This window comes from Guptibacillus hwajinpoensis, assembly GCF_020171785.1.
GTDB classification, from domain to species: domain Bacteria; phylum Bacillota; class Bacilli; order Bacillales; family Guptibacillaceae; genus Guptibacillus; species Guptibacillus sedimenti.
The window spans coordinates 59849-80739 of sequence record NZ_JAIVAE010000001.1 but is presented as its reverse complement, the minus strand read 5'-3'; the positions used below and the strand labels follow the sequence as shown (position 1 = coordinate 80739).

Here is a 20891-nt window from a genome sequence, read left to right as displayed (position 1 = left end):
ATCAGAAAAGCGCAAGCGCCCGGTAGGTCCGACAAGCGCTGGAACCTTTCAATTTGAACACGCCCTTTGTGTTCAGAGTGAAAGGTGAAGCGTCTCGAGGACCTGGGCGCTGGAGCTAGATCAGAAAAGCGCAAGCGCCCGTTTAGGTCCGACAAGCGCTTGAGCCTTTCAAAAAATGTATTCGAGAAAACAGGTCAGGATTCTATTCCTGACCTGTTTTTTTATCTTCTAATCCACCATTCGCTTAAAGCGATAAACAATATGACCACGACTACAGCAAACCACGGAAACCAATCGGGCACATACTCCCATCCAAACAAGATAACGCCCCTCTCTTTAACCGAAACAGCAATGAAAAAAGAGACTGCCGGGAGTCTCTCATCAACTGTTCATCCTAGACTAACGCGGTTCTTGCGAAAGTTCATCATAGGCTTGTGTAAATTTCTGATACGTTTCCTCACCGTTTTTCATTTCATCACCTTGAAAAAGTTCTTCAAAAGCATATGACCTCGCCTTTTCTAAAGAGAAATCTCGCGAACTCATAACGAGTTGCATATACGACTTAAAATAAGCCTTACTTAGCTTACCTGCATTTTTCGTAATCATTCCTTCTCACCCCTAAAATAAAGCCAGTTTCCCTTAAAAAGGAATTTCGTAGCTAATAAGTCAAATATATCTTGCCCATATTATAATCGTCTTCCTAATAAGAAAGCAATTTAAAGTGTTTTATTCGACAGATCGCTTTTATCTAGAAAGGGTAAGCTTATCGTAAACGTGGTTTCGTTTTCATCTGACTGACAGCTAATGTTGCCGCTATGATTTTGAATGATCTTCTGACAAACATACAGACCAATTCCAGTGCCCAGTTCTTTCGTTGTATAAAAAGGTTCAAATATTCGATCCAATGTTTCCATCGGGATTTTAGGACCATTGTTCGTAATATGAATATGAATTGTTCCGTGCAACCCTTCACCGTGAATACGTATACATCTTGGATAATCTTCCGCCTTCAAAGCATCTAAAGAATTCATGAGAATGTTAAGAAAAACTTGCCTTAACTTATCCTGTTGTCCAAAAATAGAAATATCTTCAGGAAAGTCATTTCGAATCTCTACGTCTATGTCAACAATGCTAGGATAAATGAATTCTATAATTGACTCGAAGATCGCATTCACTTCTAACCATTCTTCCAGACCACTATCGATTTCCTTCTTTGAAACATGAAGAAACTGAGCAATACGAAAATTTAACTGCTGAAGTTCATGATCGATCACATCAATATAATTTAATGAAGGGTTTTCTTTTTGTAGCAGTTTTACAAACCCCATAATGGCAGTAAGTGGGTTTCTAAATTCGTGTACGAAACTAGAAGACATCTGACCTAGAATCGAAAGCTTCTCCTGATGCGTTTCATCAATAAAAGAAATTTTCTCCTGAAGTTCATTTTCTTTTAACTTCGTATATTCTGTTACGGCATGATAGGAAAACAAATCAAAGAGTTCATTGATAGAATCTAAAATCGTTTGCAAATCATTTACTTGTACATTTGAGTATGTCATATGCTTCATAAGAACGCTTCGACCCGCATTCACATTGTAAATAAAGTCGCCAATATTCACGTTTGCTTCAGCTCGCTCAATCGCAACTTTATGAGCTAGCGATATGATTTTTTCCTCACAAATCGGTTTCTCAATGTTTTTCTGCACTAGACGGTACATCAGAATGCCATTCGCCTCTACTTTATCTCGGTGAATATCCGTATCAGCAATTCGAATTTTCGCTTTCCATTTAATAAGATAGCTTTCCAGATTTTGATCCAAATAGTCTAGTAGTTGCTCTCGTACAGTCATTGCTCATTCACCCCTCCCTATATGTATCGGTCTAGCTAGAAGTATATCAGTTTATTGTAACGCTTTCATTGTTACATCAGACGATTCACTATGTGTAGTATTGTGATAAAGGAATGGGTCATAAGTAACTAGACAATCAAAGGATGCTTCTCACCTAAATATGGTTTAACACTCGATGTGTTTAAGTACTCTTGCTGGATTCCCGCCAAACACAACATTTGCCGGTACATCTTTAACCACGACCGCTCCTGATGCAATAACGGCATTGTCTCCGATCGTTACACCTGGATTGATAATCGCGCCTCCCCCAATCCATACATTGTCTCCAATCAAAACAGGCTTTCCATATTCTTGACCTGAATTACGTTCGGTTGGATCGAGCGGATGCGTGGCAGCATAAATGTGGACACCTGGAGCCAACATACAATTGTCTCCAAATCGAATCTCACAAATATCGAGAAACACGCAGTCGAAATTCGCGAAGAAGTTCTCTCCCACATGAATGTTGTAACCGTAATCACATTTAAACGTGGGTTCAATGTAGATATTCTGTTTCGTTGAACCAAAAAAGGTCTTCAACAATCTCGTTCTTTCTTCTAAATCTGTTTCAATGGTTTGATTGTATAACCTTGTTATTTTCCTTGCATGAAGGCGATCCCCTAGAAGCTGACGATCGTCGGGACGATAAAGCTCCCCGCTCACCATTTTTTCTCTTTCCGTTTTCAATTCATCATCCCCATCGTTTAAGCGTTGACGTAAACGTCATTTCTGCTACCTTTTAAATAGCGTAACATATCAGCCCAAAGCTCTTCATTTTCAGTTAAAAAATGACCTCCTTCATCAATTACAGTTATTTCAGTTGATGAACTCTGTGCTGCCAGCTTACGAATTTCGCTCACTGGGGAGAGCGTATCTTTTTCTCCATGCCAGATTCGAAGTGGACTTCGAATCTCACTAATCTCAAAGCCCCACTCCTTCGATAAAAGCTGTGTTTCATACATCACACCTTCTACACCTTGCCGATAAGCTTCTTTTGCATGATAGTAGCTCGTTTCCACAAGTGGTTCTTCTTTTAGCAATTCGCGATCCCACTTGGAGAGATGACGGTGTGTGGCAGTTAACATAGAGGACTTGTATTTGGCAGGATTTTTCTCTAACATTTTCTTTTGAGCAAGGTTCGCTTTTCTAATCACCCAAGGAAAATACTTTGTTAGAAAAAAGGCAATGCGGTTTTCTTTCGCCATTTCCTTCGGCGCTTTCCCCTTCCGAAATGGCGTAGCTGAAGAAACAAGCGCGGTATGATAAATCCGATCTGATAAAGCAAACGCACACGCCGCAGCAAACGGTCCCCCTCCAGAAACGCCTAGGACAGAAAAACGGTTTAAACCAAGATGGGATGCAAGCTCCTCAACATCAACAGCCCAGTCTAGAATTGTTCTGTTATATTGAAAAGTCGAAAGTCCGTATCCTGGTCGATCAATTGAAATTAAGTAAATGCCCATTGCTTTTGCCAGTTCATCATCTTCTAAAAACCAGATGCGTGATCCTGGGGTTCCATGAAAAAGCATGATCGGTGTCCCAGTTTCGTCACCATAACCCCAATAGCCAAGCCTTCTTCCATCTCTTAAAACCATTGACATTTCCTGCATATGCTCCTCCTTGTAGTTGTCTTATCGCGAAAGGGGGAAAAATGTGGATTAGTAAATTATTCTAAACATTCACCTAAATAATAACATTTTTCCACGAGAAAGAAATCGAGTACGAGGAGGAATCTATTAAATAAGACGAAAGATGTCTATCTTTAATGTTGACTCTTACCTTACGTAATCCTCTAAAGTTAACATGGAAAGGAGGAGATGTTGTTATGAAACATGTGAAAGAAGTTGCTAACTTAACTGGTATTAGCATTCGAACCCTTCATTACTACGACGAAATTGGCCTATTATCGCCTGCAACATCAAAAACCGGCTATCGTCTTTATTCGAACGATGATATTGAAAAGCTACAGCAAATATTGTTCTTTAAAGCACTTGATTTCCCACTTAAGAAAATCAAGAACATTTTAGAACAGCCTGATTTCAATCAACTTGAAGCATTGCACTATCAAAAAGAACGACTTGTCGAAAAGAAAGAACGTCTGGAAACCATCATTGCAACGATCGACCAAACGATTCAGAATGTGAAAGGAGAAAGGACGATGACAGATCAAGAAAAATTTAAAGGTTTGGATTTTTCTCAAAACCAGTACGAACAGGAAGCTCGGAAAAAATTTGGGGATGAAGCGATTAATCAGTCGTCACAAAAATTAAATAGACTAAATTCGGTTGAAAAAGATGTACTCGAGCAGTCTTTTCATGCTATTTATCAAAAGCTTGCCAAGTTAAGACACGGATCACCCGCTTCAGAAGAAGCACAGAATGCCATTCACGAGTGGTATGACTTTCTAAACAACAATGTAGGCTATCATTATACGCTTGAGGCGTTTCAAGGTCTTGGTCAAATGTATATCGAGGATGAGCGTTTCACAAAGAACATTGACCGATACGGAGAAGGTCTCGCGCTCTTTATGAGAGAGGCTATGGCGGTATATGCGAACCAAAACAAATAAACAAGCAGCACAACCTCATAGTAGGTTGTGCTGCCTTTCTCTAATCCTTCTTTTTATTTACACGAGTACCATAAGCCACTCCTAGCGCGATGCCAACACCAATACCTACTGCAATGTTATCGAGCGCAACCCCTACTCCTGCTCCGATTGCCACTCCAAGTCCAATCCCTACTCCCATCTTGCTTTCATTCTTTGAATTTTTCACAACTTACCGCTCCTTCTAACAAAGGTTATCTCTTTCTACGAATGAGTAGGAAATTCGTTTCATCCGTTCTTACAAAAAAGCTCTTCCTACTTATGTGTAGAAAGAGTTTTTGAAAGGTTAGTTCTTTTTAAGATCGATATCGTCTCTTTAAAAAGAGATCATCTTAATGATCCACTTTGTTAATTTTCAGTCGCTACTTTGGTTCGTTCAGCAGGTTCTTCATCCGCTTTTGGCTGCCTGATAAAGAATGCCATCACAAGCCCAATAATCGCAGAAATTCCCGCAACGATAAAGGAGACATTTACCCCGTGAACAAGACCTTCCACACCACGCGATGGCTGTGCCGCCTGGGACATGACGGTTACAAGAAGGGCTGTACCAACCGCACCAGACACCTGACGCATGGTATTGTTCATGGCTGTGCCATGTGGAATAAGATGAGCTGGAAGCTGATTAAGTCCAGCTGTTGTCACCGGCATCATAACCATGGCAACCCCGAACATTCTTACCGCATTCACAATGGCAAGATAAGTGAACGTTGTTTCTGGGGTTAAGTTCGTAAACATAAATGTCGTCACCGTAACGATGATTAGCCCAATAATGGCAAGCCACTTTGCCCCAAACTTATCAAAAATCCGTCCGGTAATAGGGTTCATAAAGCCCATTATAAGAGCACCAGGTAAAAGCATTAAACCTGATTCAAACGCTGTGAAACCAAGCATATTTTGCATCAGCAAGGGAAGCACAGTTGCCGCCCCAATCATAGCGATAAACACTACCATACCCAAAACTGTTGTTAACGTGAAAAGCTTATATTGAAACACTCTAAATTGAAGCACGGGTTGTTTTAATTTTAGCTGACGTAAAATGAACCAGCATAGCGTTACCGCCCCTATGATCATCGAGATCACGACCTGTTCACTGGCCCACCCATTTGTTCCTGCACTACTAAATCCGTATAGTAAACCGCCGAACCCCATTGATGAAAGGACGATTGATAAAATATCAAGCTTCGGATTCGTTTGTTCTGTCACGTTTTTCAAAATCAAATAAGCAATAATAAAATCAATGATCACAATGGGAAGAATGACATAAAACAAGCTTCTCCACGGATATTGTTCGACGAGCCAACCAGATAACGTCGGTCCGATTGCTGGTGCAAATGAAATGACAAGGCCAAACATTCCCATTGCCGTTCCGCGTTTTTCAACGGGGAAGATTAAAAAGAGAATCGTTTGCATGAGGGGAATGATAATCCCCGCCCCAGAAGCCTGAATAATTCGCCCGACCATAAGGAGGGGAAAATTCGGTGCCACTGCACAAATCGCCGTTCCGACTGCAAATAATCCCATCGCGGTTAAAAAGAGTGTTCTTGTAGTGAACTTTCCTATTAGAAATGCCGTAATTGGAATCATCACGCCGTTGACGAGCATAAAGATTGATGTTAGCCACTGTGCTGTACTTGCCTCAAGATCGAGATCGACCATGATATGTGGAAGAGCTGTTGCAAGAAGCGTTTGGTTTAAAATGGCTGCAAAAGCCCCAGATAAAAGGACGATCAAAAGCGGTACTTTGTTAAAGGAACCAATCCCTTCTCCTGATTGTTGATTGTCGTTCATGTTCTCCCTTCTTTCTCACTGTTTGTTTTCTTGATGTTCGTTAAGAAGATGATCGCATAAGACCCAATTGCAATAGTTTAAGCTCCGTCTCATATTTCTTCATTGCAGCTGAGACCGATAAGTTGTTCGAAACGCTGTGAATCAAATTATGAAAGGTAACTGCGGTTAGAATTTGCATCACATGAAACATTTCTTTTCGGCTTGCTACATTTAGCTGTTCGGCATTAACAAGATCATAAATATCATCATACCGCTCATTAGCAACGTCTTCTGATAAATATTGTGAAAACGTATTTTCAATTTTGTAGTTCATGTTAAGCAATACGTTTCGTATAAAATCCCTTTGCCCTTTATCCTCTGAATGCTCAAGTGTCGACCTAAAAATTTCACTAATGGCTTTAAACAAATCCCCTTCAAACTTTTTTAAGTTTGAAACCAAGCATTCGTGACGTTCTTTTGCATGTTCATTTAATAAATAAAAAAACGCATCTTCTTTATCCTCAAAGTATTGGTAAAAACTTCCCCTTGGAATGCCAGCCGTTTTTAAGATATTGGAAATAGAGGCTTCGTAAAGAGAAACTCTTGAAAATTCCTGTTTCGCAGCATCAATTAAGATTTGTCGCTTTTCTTCTTTTAAATTATAGAACGTTGCTTTTGGCACATTAAATCACCTACCAACAAAATTATGACACAGTGTCACATCACCTACCCAACTATATGTGACACCGTGTCACAAGTCAAGAAAAGAGCTTTCCTTCTCTAAACACATTCGTTCTCATACGACATGTTTGCATCCAACAAAAAAGTGGAATTTATTTGGAAGAAAGAAGTTATATAAAAGGTGGGTACTTCTATGAAAAGAAACATAAGCAAAGGTTGGATTTTTTTCTTCGGGGCGCTCGGGGGATTATTGTATGGATATGATACCGGTGTCATATCTGGCGCGTTATTATTTATTGAACAAGACATCCCTTTATCCGATTTTCTACAAGGGGTTGTCGTTAGCTCGCTATTAGGTGGTGCGATCGTAGGGGCGGGCATGAGCGGATATGTCTCAGACCGTTTTGGGCGAAGACGGGTTGTTTTTGCAATCGCACTCATTTATTTAATCGGTTCACTCGTATTGGCTTTATCTCCGAATGCTGTCGTTTTAATTATAGGTCGCGTTATTCTCGGACTAGCTGTCGGGGGATCTACAGCCATTGTACCTGTATACTTATCAGAAATGGCGCCAACAAGATCAAGGGGCGCACTTGCTTCACTTAATCAACTAATGATTACGATTGGAATTGTGCTTGCTTACCTCATTAATTATGCATTTGCACCAATTGAGGGTTGGCGCTGGATGCTTGGACTCGCTTCCGTTCCTGCACTCGTCTTAATGATTGGCGTTCTCTTTATGCCAGAAAGCCCGCGCTGGCTCATTAAACGAAATCGTGAAGATGAGGCCCGAAACGTCATGGCTTTAACGCGAAAAGAAGATGAAATTGATGACGAAATGAAGCAAATGAAAAAGATTGAAGAAGTGGAAGAAAGCACGTGGGATGTTCTTAAATCAAAATGGATTCGCCCGATGCTTCTCGTTGGAAGTGGGATCGCCATCTTTCAGCAGTTAATTGGTATTAATGCGGTGATCTACTATGCCCCTACCATTTTCACAAAGGCTGGCCTTGGTGATTCAGCTTCCATCCTTGGTACGCTTGGAATTGGTATCGTTAACGTAATTATGACGCTTGTTGCAATCGCTACAATCGATAAACTCGGTCGAAAAAAACTGTTACTCCTCGGCAATGTTGGCATGTCGTTAAGTTTAGCCGTTCTTGCTACGATTCTCTTTACGGCAGAATTGACAACGACCATTGCCTGGTTAACCGTTGTCTTTCTCGGTCTCTTTATCGTCTTTTTCTCCGCCACTTGGGGTCCAGTTGTTTGGGTGATGTTACCAGAGCTCTTCCCTAATAAGGCACGGGGGGCTGCTACAGGATTTACGACGCTATTACTATCAGCATCAAACCTCGTTGTTTCCTTATTCTTCCCTGTTCTACTTGGTGCGCTCGGTACAGCATGGGTATTTGTGATCTTTGCTATAATCGGTGTATTTGCATTCTTCTTTGTGATGAAATATGTACCAGAAACGAAAGGAAGAAGCCTTGAAGACATTGAGAATAAGCTTAGAGGAGAAGCGTCTGCTTCATAAATAATAAAGAAAGCCTGATGATCTGTATCGATCATCGGGCTTTCTTCGTTTAGTGCGTCTAAATCCGCTCACCGTTCTTAAGCTTCTTAATTAATTCAGTAAGGTCAGACTTTTGAATACGCCAGTGACTACCAATTTTAAAAGCCGGAATTTTACCATCCTGAACTAATTTATATGTGGTCATCTCACTAATTTGAAAATATTTCGCCACTTGAGAGATTGTCATAATATCATGATGCTCATTATCCTGACTCATGTTATCGCTCCTTATCAATCTATCACCCTATTCTAACAAAGTTCTTTCGACTATAGACGAAAACTCTACCAATACGATAACTCATTATAACAGGTTATATCAAATTAGGTTCATTTAGATTAAAAAGTACTTCAATCACTCGTTTTTATGGTGCTAGTAGTAAATTATTAAAATCAAGTTAATGTGTAAATAAGCGCATATATGAGCATTTACAAGAATACCCTTCATGATTTTCGCTTACATACTTATTTCCATTTTCATAGATTCTGTGCTAAACTTCATCTTGTTGTAAACGGACCCGACTTCTATGAGAGTTAGGAGTCATCACAATACTAGATTTAGAAAGAGGTGCAACATTGAACTTATCTTCTATTAAACAAGATTGGTTTGGCAATGTGAAAAACGATACCCTCGCCGGAATCGTTGTCGCACTTGCCTTAATCCCAGAAGCGATTGCCTTTTCCATCATCGCTGGAGTCGATCCAATGGTTGGACTATACGCAAGCTTTTGTATCGCCGTAGTGATTTCATTCGTTGGTGGTAGACCAGGAATGATTTCTGCAGCAACAGGAGCAATGGCGCTACTGATGGTAACGCTAGTCGCCGATCACGGTCTACAATATTTACTTGCAGCAACCATCTTAACAGGGGTTATCCAATTCTTCCTTGGCGTATTTAAACTTGCTCGCTTTATGAAGTTTGTCCCACGCTCTGTCATGATTGGATTTGTTAACTCACTGGCTATCTTAATTTTCACTTCACAGCTTCCACACTTTGTTGGTGAATCTTGGCCAATGTATCTGATGGTAGCAGGTGCTCTTGCGATTATTTATATTGTCCCACGCTTCACAAAAGCTGTTCCGTCACCACTTATCGCGATCGTTGTCATCACAATCGTAGCAATTTCACTAAACAGTGGCGTACGAACAGTTGGGGATATGGGCGAATTAACGCAAGCATTACCGTTATTTTTGATCCCAAGTATCCCACTAAACTTTGAAACGCTTGCAATTATCTTTCCTTATTCAATGGCTTTAGCTGTTGTTGGTTTACTTGAAACGTTCTTAACTGCACAAATCGTGGATGATCTAACAGACACGGATAGCAATAAGAACAAAGAAGCAAAAGGTCAAGGTATGGCAAACGTAGTTGCAGGATTTTTCGGCGGAATGGCTGGTTGTGCGATGATCGGACAATCGGTTATTAACGTGAAATCAGGTGGACGAGGACGCTTATCGACATTCGTCGCTGGTGTTTTCTTAATGATTTTAATTTTAGTATTAAACGATCTACTCGTTAAAATACCAATGGCAGCCCTTGTCGGCGTTATGATCATGGTTTCAATCGGTACATTTGATTGGGGCTCACTGAAAAACCTTCACAAAATGCCGCGTTCAGACGCAGCCGTGATGGTTGTTACGGTTATTACAGTTGTCACAACACATGATCTATCAAAAGGTGTTCTTGCTGGTGTTATATTAAGTGCCCTATTCTTTGCTTCTAAAATCTCTAAAGTACGTGTTGAAGAGAAAATGGACGAAATCACTGAGAAAAAGATTTATCACATTCATGGTCAGCTTTTCTTCGCATCTGTTACTGACTTTGTGAATAGCTTTGATTACAAAGAAGAAGGTATTAAATTCGTTGAAATCGACTTATCTGATGCTCACGTCTGGGATGACTCAGGGGTTGGTGCTGTTGATAAAGTGATTATGAAATTCAGACAAAACGAGATTGATGTGAAAGTAACCGGTGTGAACCAAGAGAGTTCACAACTCATTGATCGTTTAGCCGTTTATAATAAATAATGACAAGAAAAAGCCACAGTCCTGTGGCTTTTTTCTATGGTTGTTGCTTAACATTAGGATATATCATGACGAAATGAAGCACGGCAGGTTCTAGGTTAGGATTGAGATAACCATGTCGCTGATCCGCCTTAAATTTAATTGAATCATACATGTTTAATTCATATGTTTCCTCCAGAACTTGAACAGTCGCCTTTCCTTCCATGACAGTCACATATTCGACCACACCCTCTTGGTGCGCCTCCGCATAATACCGACCCCCTGGTTTTAGAAAAGCACGATGTGTTTCAAGAGAACCATATCCACTGTTCGTAAACATCGGCTCGAGTGTCAAATCTTCATTTGAGCTCAATACCTTATTTCCTTCGTTTCTTCTCGAAATAACGACTTCTTCTTTTTCTACAAGTAGACTGGAGATCGGAATGGAAAGGCCATTCGCTATTTTCCATATAACTGTTAAAGAAGGATTCGCTTCTCCCCTTTCTATTTTCCCTAATGTCAGTTTACTAACATCCGTTTCTTCAGCAAGATCCTGCAAACTCATCTCTCGCTCTTTTCGAATACTTCTTAACGTTGCCCCAACTTGCTGAGCAAGCTTTTGGGCATTGGTTTCTTTTTGATCGCTCACAGAATAGTCCTCTCTACAATTTTTCTTGTACTTCTTCACTTATTCATTTAGTATATTATAATATATAAACGATTAATTATAATATACTAATAGGAAGTGATACGTATGAAGGAAATAGCGCTCGGCATTCTCGCCTCTATGTTTTTCGCAGTAACATTTATACTGAATCGATCAATGGAACTAGCAGGCGGTAGCTGGATGTGGAGCGCTTCCCTTCGCTTCCTCTTCATGGTTCCTTTTCTTCTTATTATTGTACTCATTAGACGGAACATGAAACAAGTTCTTATTGAAATGAAGAAGCACCCCATTCAATGGTTCAGCTGGAGTTTTGTAGGATTCGTCTTATTTTATGCGCCATTAACCTACGCAGCATCATATGGAGCAGGGTGGCTTGTTGCTGGCACGTGGCAAATCACAATTGTAGCCGGTATTCTCGTTGCACCACTCTTGTATTCAACCGTACAAACGACACGTGGTCCAATAAAAAAACGCCATCGTATTCAAACGAGAGCGCTTCTCATATCCACCATCATTCTCGCTGGTGTTATCCTCATTCAATGGCAAAAAGCGAGCGATCTTTCATGGAAAGAAGTTTTCATTGGTATTCTTCCTGTCCTACTTGCCTCATTTGCCTATCCGCTTGGAAATCGAAAAATGATGGAGATTTGCGACGGACGTCTTGATACGTTTCAGCGTGTGTTTGGCATGACAGTTGCCAGTCTGCCTTTTTGGATTGCGATCTGTCTATTTGCCATCCCAAACGTTGGTCTTCCTGCTAGTGGACAGGTGATTCAATCCTTTATTGTAGCCGTCTGTTCAGGGGTTATCGCGACAACCCTATTCTTCATCGCAACGGATCGAGTGAGGCGCAATCAATCGAAGCTCGCCTCCGTTGAAGCTACACAATCAACGCAAGTTTTGTTTGTTCTCGCTGGTGAGGGAATCTTTCTATCTAGTCCACTCCCAAATACGATCGCATGGATCGGTATGATGCTTATTATTACTGGCATTATTTTGCATAGTTTTCGTGTAAAAATGATGAACCGATTACCTGTAGAGATCGTTAAGTAAAGCCTCTTTTAACATCGGCGTCACTTAATCTAGCCTTTCATAAATGGTTTCGGTACTTGCTTCTGAAAGTTCATCATCAAAAGAAGTCCCATTACACTAACAGCATAGGCACCTATCTCCCATCCGAAACCTTCCAACTGAAACAGACGAATAAGGAGCTGGCTTCCAAAAAGAATGGCCATCAATACGAGGCTTGATAAGATTCCTATAAGAGAAGTAAAGTTCGCAATTAAACCTAGAATAATGATGCCTCCGATTGTAAAAACAACTGGTTGACTGAGAAATAAAATGTCTGTTCCATACTCCATATGAAGAATCGTTACGCCTACTGTAAAAAGCATCGGAATCATCGTTATGCCATAAACAATCAAAAAACTTTTCACACCATTGTGAAATGAACTAAGCTGCAGCGCACCAATTAGTGCGATCAACCAGATAACGGTCGAGACGGGATAGCCAATCAGTTCAATTAATGAGAATGCGGTATTTCCATCGATGAACTGGGAAACTAAAAAGATACCAAATACCCCAGCGATTAATCGCGCAATCAGTTTTCGATTGTCCTTTGGCGACTGATCCATCGAAGCAATAAGCTCTTTCGCATACGCTTTTGGTGATTTCCCAAACACATCAGCTGCGCTCTTCCCCTCTTTCTCTCCTTCAGTTAGATGATCTTCCGCTTCTATGAGAAAGCTCTCAATATCTTCCTCATCTACCCCTTTCGTAATCAGGTAAACGCGCATTTCTTGAATAAACTTCTCATTTTCTTTTCTCATCTTTTACTCCCCCTTGCGTAAAATTAGATTGACCGTTGAACTTAAATGATCCCACCGCTTTTGAAAACCCGCTAATTCTTCCACTCCTTTTTCCGTTAATGAATAATACTTTCGTTTCGGACCAGCTGTCGATTTCTTTAAAGTAGATTGAATCAGCTGATCTTTCTGTAAGCGAATGAGAATTGGATAAATCGTTCCTTCACTAAACGACTCAAACCCGTACGAATCAAGCTTTGAGGCAAGCTCATAGCCATAAACCTCTCCTTCATGAATGATGGATAAAATACAGCCATCAATGATGCCTTTTAACATTTGCGTCGTTTGCATGTCCTTCACCTTTTCCTTTAATCTCATAACTCTTGTTATGCAAGGGTTGTGAGAATGGTTAAACGATCTTGTAAAACAAGGTATGCTTACAGTATAACGATCACTACCTTGTAAGGCAAGGGTTACTTTCATATTATTTCCAACTAAAAAAGCGCACTGAGACTTCAGCGCGCTCCGTTATTATTGAAATGTAGCTTTTACAAGTTCAATTAACACTTCTTCTGCCGAGCGAATGGGGTCTCCTCCACCCTGTGCAAAGTCTTTCTTTCCTCCACCTTTCCCATTAATGAAAGGGAGTACTTTTTTTAAAGCAAGGTTCATATCTTGATCTATCTCTTCACCTCTACCACACACAATCTGAAGTTTCTGATCGCTTTCACCGACGAAAAAGACAACAACCTCTGGCTCTTCCTTCAAGATTATTTTCGCTAGCTTTTGTAGATCTTTCATACCATATTGAGATGAAATCATTTGCACGACTTTTTGATCATGGATCAATTCAGCTGATTGTAACAATTCTTTCGCCTCAAATGAAAGGAGCTTTTCATTTAACTCATCAATCGTTTTTTCATATTCTTTTGATTGAAGAAGAACACGTTCAGCTGCATCAACAAGCTTGGATTCAGGAACGCTCAATACGTTCGTAAGTCCTTGTACAACAGCTTGTTTGGTTCGAAGTTCATTTGTTACACGCTTTCCACAAACAAAATGAACGCGGGTTTGTTTTTTCTGCTTTTCAATTTTTAATATTGAAATGGCACGTACCTGGCCAGTCGAAGAAGGATGTGTCCCACCACAACCGCTATAGTCAACGTTTGGAATCATCACGAGTCGGATATTTTCTGAAACAGCAAGCTGCTTGCGAAGCGAATATTGCGCCAGTTCCTCTTCATTCACCCACTTCGTTTCAATCGGCAGGTTTTGTTGGATGACATCATTCGCAAACGCTTCTGCTACTTCAATATCTTCTTGACTTAATTGAGCAACATCTAAATCAATTGTACAAACTTCCTGACCAAGATGAAAGCTTACTGTACTAAACCCAAGCTGATCTTCAAAAGCGGCTGAAAGAATGTGCTGTCCTGCATGCTGCTGCATGTGATCAAAGCGTCGTTTCCAGTTGATTTGACCTTGTACATATTCTTGATTAGGAAGAGGTCCAGCAACGTAGTGACGAATTTCGCCATCAACTTCTTCTACTTCTAAAACCTGTACACCATTAAGTGTGCCAGTATCAGACGGCTGACCTCCACCAGTTGGATAAAAAGCCGTTTGATCGAGAACAATGTAGGAGCGGTTTGCTTCATCGGTAAATTGTTCCCAAGTATGAGCAGTAAAGTTCGTTATGTATGAGTCTTCATAGAATAATTTAGTGGTCATCAAAAAACTTCTTTCTTTATAAATTTTGCGAGTGCAATATTGTTCATTTCGTCTATGATCACGGGACGACCTTTTCCATAAATGAAATAAACGAATTAGAAGAACTGCCTTCTTTCTTGTTTTAACTAGTTATGAAAGCACGATCTTTTGAAGTTCAGCATTTCGCTTATCCTGTTCTTCTACTGAAGCAAGGTCATACTTTTTCAGAAGATGAAAAAGTTGATTTAACGTTTCCTGTTTAACTGTTTGTTGTAAGAACCGATACGTTTCTTGCACAACATTTTCTGGCATATAAGAAGATTGGTTTTCGAGCTTTGTCACTACATCTCCGTCTGAGTGATCAATTGTACATTTCCCCAAATTGTGTTCACTCCTCTCTTGTTATGTCATTAGTTTACCATGATTCGCTCGTATGGTAACCCACTCATGATAAAAGGAACAGACGTCACGTCTGTTCCTTCCACTTTACACAGCTTTATCTTTCTGGTTTTCTGCCAACTTATCAGAGTGGGCTTCTGCATCCTCAAACTTTTCATACTTCTTAGGATTACGCATGATTTTCATTAATGAACCAAGAACAAAGAGAGAAAGGAACAGTGCAGGAACACCGCCTAAGTTCGCTAACATTTTAATCCCATCAATGTTTGCATAACTAATCATAACCCATGCCACCAGACTAACAGTTACTCCCCATACAACTTTAATGAGAACACTTGGTTCAGGGCTACTTGGCGTAATGCCAGTAGATGAAATGCCACCCATTGCTGCTAGATTGGAATCAGCTGCTGTAACAAACGAAATAAATACGATAAATACGTAGATTGGAATGACAATCGCCGCGAGTGGTAAGGCATCAAATACTGCGTAAAGAGCGGCTTCTGCACCAGATGTATTCATGATATTCGCAAGACCTGCACCCGTCATTTCCATATTAATCGCCGTTCCACTAAAGATCGTCATCCAGAGTCCACCAAAGAACGCTGGTAGTGCAAAGTTAACGAGAATCATTTGTTTCACTTTATATCCAAATGCTATTCTTCCAAGGAACAATGCTGTGATAGCCGCCCATGAGAACCAGCTAGCCCAATAAAACGTTGTCCACCATTGTGGCCACTGATCACCAGCCGATGCTCCAGTAAAAAGACTTTTATCGAAGAAATTCGTAAAATAATCTCCCGCTGATTCTGTTCCCAAATTTAATAAGTATGAAGTAGGGCCAACGACAAACATAAAGATGATAATACCGATGAACAAACGCATATTGATATTGGAAAGAACGCGGATTCCTTTCATTAATCCAGTCGAAGCTGAAATAATGAATGTTACCATGAGAGCAATCGCAATCGCTGCCCATAGCGTCGGCGAGCTCGCGATACCGGTAATGTAATTGACGCCGCCACCAAGGTTCAATAAACTTGTTCCCATCGAAGCTGCCATACCGAGAGCGAGTGTATAAAGGCAAAGGGCATCAATGACATTCGCCCATTTCCCATTAAGTCGATCTCCGAATAACGGAGCAAGCGTTGAGCTTAAGCTAAACGGCTTTTTCATATTATAGTAAGCAAATGCAAACACAATGGCTGGTAGACAGTAAATGGCATAAGGTGTAATTGTCCAGTGGAGATACATTGTAGAAAGTGAGAAGATCGCCGCTTCTGGGCTATTCGGTTCGATGCCTAGCGATTCTGGAGGGGCAGAAACGTGATAAAGTGGTTCCACAATTCCCCAGAAAGTGAGACCAGCCGCAATCGTTGTTGTTAACGTAATCGCAAACCATGTCAGTGGCTTCAGCATTGGCTTTGCTTGATCTCCACCGATGCGAATGTTTCCAAGAGGTGAGAAATAAACAGCGATACACGCAACAACCATCAAGAGACCTGCAATACTAAAGAGCCAGCCCAGATTTGCAATCACCCAATCATTCATGCTTGTTGCGACAGAAATAAACCCTTCTTTGTTCGTAAAACTGAGTATTGCTGCCACAAGAACGAGTAGAAACGGTGGCCAGAATACCGGATGTTTAAAACCCTTCATAGTCGTAACCCCTCTCAATTTGTTATCTCTTCTTTTTTATGGGCGGCCGCTCCTGTGAGCGGCCTGTTTACATCAGATAAATTCTGGGTGATATTCGCGGTTTTGAACAGGTTCTTTCTGAAAATCAATGACAGATCGACCGACGTTGGCGCAGTTACAGTCGTGAAATGAGTCAAACGCCTGGTTAATTTCTTCTAACGAAACGCGACTAATGACAAGTTCATCGAGCATAAATTTCCCATCCATGTAGAGCTCTGCGATTTTAGGAAAATCACGATACGGCTGTGTATCTCCGTAAAAGCTTCCTTTGATCACTTTGCCCACTCGGTGGAAACCACCAGCTGGAAGACTAAGCAACATTTCAGGATGGAACGCCCCTACAACGACGATCGTTCCCCCTTTTCGCGTCGCATTCCACGCATTCGTGGTAGCTGCTGTGTGACCTGAGCAGTCAATCGCATAGTGCACGCCAAACCCGTTCGTTATCGCTCGAATCAGTTCAGGTGCATCTCCTTCACTAACATTTACCGTATGGGTGGCACCGAATTGTTTCGCAATTTCAAGATTGGCTGGTTTCATATCACAAGCAATGATTTTAGAAGCCCCGGCAATTCGTGCCCCTTGAATCGCATTTACGCCTACACCACCAATTCCAAAAACAGCGACCGTCGATCCTGGCGTCACTTTTGCTGCATTAACCGCTGCCCCGTAACCCGTCGCAACCCCACAGCCAATGAGAGAAGCTTGCGCAAGTGGCATTGCATCGGGTAATTTTACGCAAGACATGTCTGGGACAACAGCATATTCTGCAAATGTTGATAGAAGCGAGTTATGAAAAAGCGGAAGTCCATCTTTGCTAAGGCGAGAGGTACCATCAAGAAGCGTACCGTTAAACATTGGACCAAAGGCAGATTCACAAAGATGAATGGCACCCGTGACACAGAATTCACACGTTCCACAATACGGTACCCAACTTAGTGCTACCTTGTCTCCCGGTTTAACTGTTCTGACGTTTGGGCCAACTTCAACAACTGTTCCAGCCCCTTCATGACCGAGAATCGTTGGAAAAGGGGTTGAAGGATCCTGTACCGCATTTAAGTCACTATGACAAACACCCGTGGCAGCAATCTTCACAAGCACTTCATTTGCTTTTGGTGGAGCAAGCTCCACTTGTTGAATCTCAAGCGGTGCTCCTAGACCCGTCATGACAGCCGCTTTCATTTTCATACTCTTTCCTCCGTCCTTTTAGTAAGCAACCCAGATTGCTTTTGTTTTTGTATAAGATTGAAGTGAGTGCACAGCATACTCTTTGCCCCAGCCACTTTGTTTCCAGCCTCCGAATGGACTGGCGAAATCATAACAACCATATTTATTCACAAACACCATACCAGCTTCAAGTTTGTTTGCAACGCGATGGGCGCGAGAAACATCCTTTGTCCAAAGACCTGCAGCAAGACCATAGATTGTATCATTCGCCATCCGCACCACTTCTTCTTCAGAATCAAATGGGAGGATACAAAGAACTGGTCCAAAGATTTCTTCCTGTGCAATGGTCATGCGATTTGTGACATCCGCAAAGATCGTTGGCTTTACATAAAAACCTTTTGCTTTATCACCATCAACATCACGTTCGCCACCAGCCACAAGTCGTGCCCCTTCTTTTTTACCACTTTCAATGTAATGCAAAATGCTGTTCATGTGGGCTTCTGAAACCTGAGGACCCTGATCGCTTTCTGGATCAAAAGGATCACCACACTTGTATGCGTTTGCAAATTCACCAATTTTTTCAACAACTTCATCATAAACAGGGCGTTCAACAAAGAGTCGCGTTGGGGCGGAGCACTTCTCCCCTTTGTGCGTAAACAAACCATAGAATGAACGTTCAATTGCTCCTTCAAGGTTCGGTGCATCAGCAAAAATAATATTCGGGGATTTGCCCCCAAGCTCTAATGTAACGGGCTTAAGATTTGAATCAGCAGAATCATGGACAAGCTTCTTTCCAACCTCAGTACTTCCTGTAAACGAGATTTTATCTACGTCCATATGGGTACTAATGTAGGAGCCAATGGAACCTTTCCCAAGAATTAAATTCAAAACGCCTGGGGGCAAAAGCTTCGCTTCATGAATGATTTCAACGAGACGAATTGCCGAGTAAGACGTTGTACTAGATGGCTTTAACACGACCGTATTCCCCATCGCAAGCGCTGGTGAAAGCTTCCAAACCGCCATTCCAATCGGAAAATTAAACGGAACGATCTGACCACAGACCCCGATTGGATCACGCGTTGTGTAGCTTAAGAAATTTCCTTCAACCGGATTGTTTTCACCATAGTATTTATCTGTCCACCCTGCGTAATATTGAAAAAGATCAGAGGCTTCTTGCACATCATCGTTATACGCTTCTGTGTAGAGCTTCCCATTATCAAGGGATTCAAGTGTCGCTAGTTCATCTTGATGATCAAGAATCAATTGACTAATCTCACGAAGAATTCTAGCTCGTTCTTTTCGCGTCGTTTCTTTCCATGGCCCATGATCAAACGCTTCTCTCGCTGCAGCAACAGCCGAGTCAACATCTGCTTTTTTCGCACTAAAGATTGAACCTGTGCTCTCTCCTGTCGCTGGATTTATCGAATCAATCGTTTCTCCGCTAGTGCTTTTCACCCACTGACCATTGATGTAAAGCTTTTTCGGTTCTCGAAGCCATTCTTTCGCCCAGTCAAGTTTTGGTTGCTTAATGCCTTCAAATTTTGTTTGTACCTGTTTCATCGAAAATCTCCCCCATTTGTTTGAAGTTGTCGTAAGCCTTCTGTTCCATTCGTTTTTAACGCGTCCGAGACAATCTGATAGCCAAATTTCTCTTTTAGATCGACCACAAGGGGTACAGTTGTTTCAGAAAGAGCCTTGCAGTGTTTTTCATTAGCGGTCATCCCCTTCAAACAGCTCTCTTGAAAAACCGGCAACATCTTTTCCATTAAAGAGATAGCATCTAGAATTGCCATTCCTGCCGCCCCTTCAAATACGTTCAAATCGAGCTCTCCATGTTCCAATACCGCCTGAACAGTACGATCATGGCCTAGTACTTTGAAGCAACAGTGCAGTAACGTTTCTGGCAGTACGGGGTTCACTTTTCCTGGAAAAAAAGAGGATCCCGCCTGAACAGCAGGTAGATTGAGTTCTCCAAATCCTGCTTCTGGCCCAGATGATCGTAGTCTTAAATCTTTAGCAACTTTAATGAATCCATTCGCGAGCTGTTTTAGCTCATTTGAAACATCGCCAAGATCATCCACATGTTGCGCAGCATCATATAAATTAGAACGATGGGTTACAGGCTTCCCTGTCACCTTTTTCAACTGAACGAGAATGTTTTCTCGATAGTCGATGGAAGCCCCTACTCCAGAGCCAATGACTGTGCCACCTAAATTAATGACGTGCATTTGCTTGATTGAATGATTTAGCGAAGTGATTCGTCGATCGAGCATGGCAACAACACCATACAAAGAATCTCCGAGCTGAACCCTCATTCCATCCTGTAAACAAGTCCGTGAAATCGTTGAAATTTGCAACCACCGCTCCGCTTTTTCTTTCATCGTGCCCTGTAAGGTTCTCAGTAGTTGTACGAATGCCTCAAGCTGTTGGGCGATCGTAAGACGAATTGCCGTGTGACATACATCTGATGTGGATTGAGAAGCATTGACATGATTTGGGCTAACGGGTTCGTATGTCCCTCTTTCATATCCAAAATAGGTGTTTGCTAAATTGGCTATTACCTCATTCACATTCATATTCGTCCCGATCCCACCACCTCCATGGTAGGGATCAATTGGAAAGTGTTGCAGGTGTGCTCCTCGAATCAATTCATTACAGGCTGTTACGATCGCTTCTTGAATAGGAATAGGAATTTCACCCACCCGGCCATTTGTGAGCGCAGCCGCCTTTTTCACCATACTTAACGCTTGAATATAAGCGGGATAATCAGAAAGTTTTTTCCTTGAAAAACTAAGGTTTTCCATGCACCGAACGGTTTGAATGCCATAGAGTGCCTCTTTAGGTACGTCTACCGAACCGAAAGAGTCAGTTTCGCGCCTAATCATGTTCACCTCTTCTTTCTGGTCGCCTCTTTAAAGCGCTTCCATTT

General features: G+C 41.4%; 21 protein-coding genes. 4 read left to right on the top strand and 17 right to left on the bottom strand.

Annotation, left to right across the window (positions count from 1 at the left end):
* Positions 1-399 precede the first annotated feature (399 nt).
* The 4 genes from LCL91_RS00405 to LCL91_RS00390 all read right to left on the bottom strand — a co-directional run bounded on the left by LCL91_RS00405 (position 400) and on the right by LCL91_RS00390 (position 3499).
* On the bottom strand, positions 400-606 hold the full coding sequence (locus LCL91_RS00405; protein ID WP_224878989.1) for a hypothetical protein: 207 nt from the start codon (positions 604-606) through the stop codon (positions 400-402).
* 110 nt (positions 607-716) lie between these two features.
* Positions 717-1850, bottom strand: a complete 1134-nt coding sequence (locus LCL91_RS00400; protein ID WP_224878987.1) for a sensor histidine kinase — start codon at positions 1848-1850, stop codon at positions 717-719.
* A 165-nt stretch (positions 1851-2015) separates the two neighbouring features.
* The gene (locus LCL91_RS00395) at positions 2016-2576 is read right to left on the bottom strand and encodes a maltose acetyltransferase domain-containing protein (RefSeq protein WP_224878985.1); all 561 of its coding nucleotides are present in this window, start codon (positions 2574-2576) and stop codon (positions 2016-2018) included.
* A gap of 17 nt (positions 2577-2593) precedes the next feature.
* On the bottom strand, positions 2594-3499 hold the full coding sequence (locus LCL91_RS00390) for an alpha/beta fold hydrolase (protein WP_224878983.1): 906 nt from the start codon (positions 3497-3499) through the stop codon (positions 2594-2596).
* Between the two features lie 215 nt (positions 3500-3714).
* Here LCL91_RS00390 and LCL91_RS00385 point away from each other — a divergent pair, with 215 nt between their 5' ends.
* A complete protein-coding gene (locus tag LCL91_RS00385; RefSeq protein WP_224878981.1) occupies positions 3715-4458 on the top strand; it encodes a MerR family transcriptional regulator in 744 nt (247 codons plus the stop codon).
* Positions 4459-4498: 40 nt separating this feature from the next.
* Here LCL91_RS00385 and LCL91_RS00380 read toward each other — a convergent pair whose 3' ends face one another.
* From LCL91_RS00380 to LCL91_RS22140, 3 genes are all read right to left on the bottom strand, one after another.
* A complete protein-coding gene (locus LCL91_RS00380; protein ID WP_224878978.1) occupies positions 4499-4663 on the bottom strand; it encodes a hypothetical protein in 165 nt (54 codons plus the stop codon).
* A 179-nt stretch (positions 4664-4842) separates the two neighbouring features.
* Positions 4843-6282 (bottom strand): DHA2 family efflux MFS transporter permease subunit, encoded by a 1440-nt coding sequence (locus LCL91_RS00375; protein WP_224878976.1) that lies wholly within the window; start codon positions 6280-6282, stop codon positions 4843-4845.
* A gap of 40 nt (positions 6283-6322) precedes the next feature.
* Positions 6323-6943: a TetR/AcrR family transcriptional regulator gene (locus LCL91_RS22140; protein ID WP_224878973.1), complete on the bottom strand. Its 621-nt coding sequence runs from the start codon at positions 6941-6943 to the stop codon at positions 6323-6325.
* Between the two features lie 192 nt (positions 6944-7135).
* Between LCL91_RS22140 and LCL91_RS00365 the strand changes: the two genes are divergently transcribed.
* Entirely contained in the window at positions 7136-8479 is a 1344-nt protein-coding gene (locus LCL91_RS00365) for a sugar porter family MFS transporter (RefSeq protein WP_224878972.1), read from the top strand.
* Between the two features lie 58 nt (positions 8480-8537).
* Here the strand turns inward: LCL91_RS00365 and LCL91_RS00360 are convergent, their stop codons facing one another.
* Entirely contained in the window at positions 8538-8735 is a 198-nt protein-coding gene (locus LCL91_RS00360) for a helix-turn-helix domain-containing protein (RefSeq protein ID WP_098442909.1), read from the bottom strand.
* A gap of 356 nt (positions 8736-9091) precedes the next feature.
* Between LCL91_RS00360 and LCL91_RS00355 the strand changes: the two genes are divergently transcribed.
* Positions 9092-10543: a SulP family inorganic anion transporter gene (locus tag LCL91_RS00355; RefSeq protein WP_224878969.1), complete on the top strand. Its 1452-nt coding sequence runs from the start codon at positions 9092-9094 to the stop codon at positions 10541-10543.
* A gap of 34 nt (positions 10544-10577) precedes the next feature.
* Here the strand turns inward: LCL91_RS00355 and LCL91_RS00350 are convergent, their stop codons facing one another.
* Positions 10578-11168 carry a helix-turn-helix domain-containing protein gene (locus LCL91_RS00350; RefSeq protein ID WP_224878967.1) on the bottom strand — a complete coding sequence of 197 codons (591 nt, stop codon included), beginning with the start codon at positions 11166-11168 and terminating at the stop codon, positions 10578-10580.
* Between the two features lie 105 nt (positions 11169-11273).
* Here LCL91_RS00350 and LCL91_RS00345 point away from each other — a divergent pair, with 105 nt between their 5' ends.
* Positions 11274-12239 carry a DMT family transporter gene (locus tag LCL91_RS00345; protein WP_224878965.1) on the top strand — a complete coding sequence of 322 codons (966 nt, stop codon included), beginning with the start codon at positions 11274-11276 and terminating at the stop codon, positions 12237-12239.
* Between the two features lie 29 nt (positions 12240-12268).
* Here the strand turns inward: LCL91_RS00345 and LCL91_RS00340 are convergent, their stop codons facing one another.
* The 8 genes from LCL91_RS00340 to LCL91_RS00305 all read right to left on the bottom strand — a co-directional run bounded on the left by LCL91_RS00340 (position 12269) and on the right by LCL91_RS00305 (position 20847).
* Positions 12269-13015, bottom strand: a complete 747-nt coding sequence (locus tag LCL91_RS00340; RefSeq protein ID WP_224878963.1) for an HAAS domain-containing protein — start codon at positions 13013-13015, stop codon at positions 12269-12271.
* Between the two features lie 3 nt (positions 13016-13018).
* On the bottom strand, positions 13019-13342 hold the full coding sequence (locus tag LCL91_RS00335) for a PadR family transcriptional regulator (protein WP_224878962.1): 324 nt from the start codon (positions 13340-13342) through the stop codon (positions 13019-13021).
* Between the two features lie 180 nt (positions 13343-13522).
* A complete protein-coding gene (locus LCL91_RS22135) occupies positions 13523-14818 on the bottom strand; it encodes an alanyl-tRNA editing protein (RefSeq protein ID WP_224878991.1) in 1296 nt (431 codons plus the stop codon).
* A gap of 33 nt (positions 14819-14851) precedes the next feature.
* Complete coding sequence (locus tag LCL91_RS00325) at positions 14852-15082, bottom strand: group-specific protein (RefSeq protein ID WP_224878959.1); 231 nt, start codon at positions 15080-15082, stop codon at positions 14852-14854.
* A gap of 105 nt (positions 15083-15187) precedes the next feature.
* The gene (locus LCL91_RS00320; protein WP_224878957.1) at positions 15188-16756 is read right to left on the bottom strand and encodes a BCCT family transporter; all 1569 of its coding nucleotides are present in this window, start codon (positions 16754-16756) and stop codon (positions 15188-15190) included.
* A gap of 72 nt (positions 16757-16828) precedes the next feature.
* A complete protein-coding gene (locus LCL91_RS00315) occupies positions 16829-17983 on the bottom strand; it encodes a Zn-dependent alcohol dehydrogenase (RefSeq protein ID WP_224878956.1) in 1155 nt (384 codons plus the stop codon).
* Between the two features lie 18 nt (positions 17984-18001).
* Positions 18002-19522 (bottom strand): aldehyde dehydrogenase family protein, encoded by a 1521-nt coding sequence (locus LCL91_RS00310; protein ID WP_224878954.1) that lies wholly within the window; start codon positions 19520-19522, stop codon positions 18002-18004.
* The gene (locus LCL91_RS00305) at positions 19519-20847 is read right to left on the bottom strand and encodes a lyase family protein (protein WP_224878952.1); all 1329 of its coding nucleotides are present in this window, start codon (positions 20845-20847) and stop codon (positions 19519-19521) included. Before LCL91_RS00305 ends, LCL91_RS00310 begins: the two co-directional genes overlap by 4 nt.
* Positions 20848-20891: the final 44 nt, after the last annotated feature.

What these genes read in the sequence shown, in the direction of transcription:
- LCL91_RS00405 (WP_224878989.1), bottom strand. Translation starts at nt 606, where the DNA reads ATGATTACGAAAAATGCAGGTAAGCTAAGTAAGGCTTATTTTAAGTCG.
- LCL91_RS00400 (WP_224878987.1), bottom strand. Translation starts at nt 1,850, where the DNA reads ATGACTGTACGAGAGCAACTACTAGACTATTTGGATCAAAATCTGGAA.
- LCL91_RS00390 (WP_224878983.1), bottom strand. Translation starts at nt 3,499, where the DNA reads ATGCAGGAAATGTCAATGGTTTTAAGAGATGGAAGAAGGCTTGGCTAT.
- LCL91_RS00385 (WP_224878981.1), top strand. Translation starts at nt 3,715, where the DNA reads ATGAAACATGTGAAAGAAGTTGCTAACTTAACTGGTATTAGCATTCGA.
- LCL91_RS00375 (WP_224878976.1), bottom strand. Translation starts at nt 6,282, where the DNA reads ATGAACGACAATCAACAATCAGGAGAAGGGATTGGTTCCTTTAACAAA.
- LCL91_RS00365 (WP_224878972.1), top strand. Translation starts at nt 7,136, where the DNA reads ATGAAAAGAAACATAAGCAAAGGTTGGATTTTTTTCTTCGGGGCGCTC.
- LCL91_RS00360 (WP_098442909.1), bottom strand. Translation starts at nt 8,735, where the DNA reads ATGAGTCAGGATAATGAGCATCATGATATTATGACAATCTCTCAAGTG.
- LCL91_RS00345 (WP_224878965.1), top strand. Translation starts at nt 11,274, where the DNA reads ATGAAGGAAATAGCGCTCGGCATTCTCGCCTCTATGTTTTTCGCAGTA.
- LCL91_RS00340 (WP_224878963.1), bottom strand. Translation starts at nt 13,015, where the DNA reads ATGAGAAAAGAAAATGAGAAGTTTATTCAAGAAATGCGCGTTTACCTG.
- LCL91_RS00335 (WP_224878962.1), bottom strand. Translation starts at nt 13,342, where the DNA reads ATGCAAACGACGCAAATGTTAAAAGGCATCATTGATGGCTGTATTTTA.
- LCL91_RS00320 (WP_224878957.1), bottom strand. Translation starts at nt 16,756, where the DNA reads ATGAAGGGTTTTAAACATCCGGTATTCTGGCCACCGTTTCTACTCGTT.
- LCL91_RS00315 (WP_224878956.1), bottom strand. Translation starts at nt 17,983, where the DNA reads ATGAAAATGAAAGCGGCTGTCATGACGGGTCTAGGAGCACCGCTTGAG.
- LCL91_RS00310 (WP_224878954.1), bottom strand. Translation starts at nt 19,522, where the DNA reads ATGAAACAGGTACAAACAAAATTTGAAGGCATTAAGCAACCAAAACTT.
- LCL91_RS00305 (WP_224878952.1), bottom strand. Translation starts at nt 20,847, where the DNA reads ATGATTAGGCGCGAAACTGACTCTTTCGGTTCGGTAGACGTACCTAAA.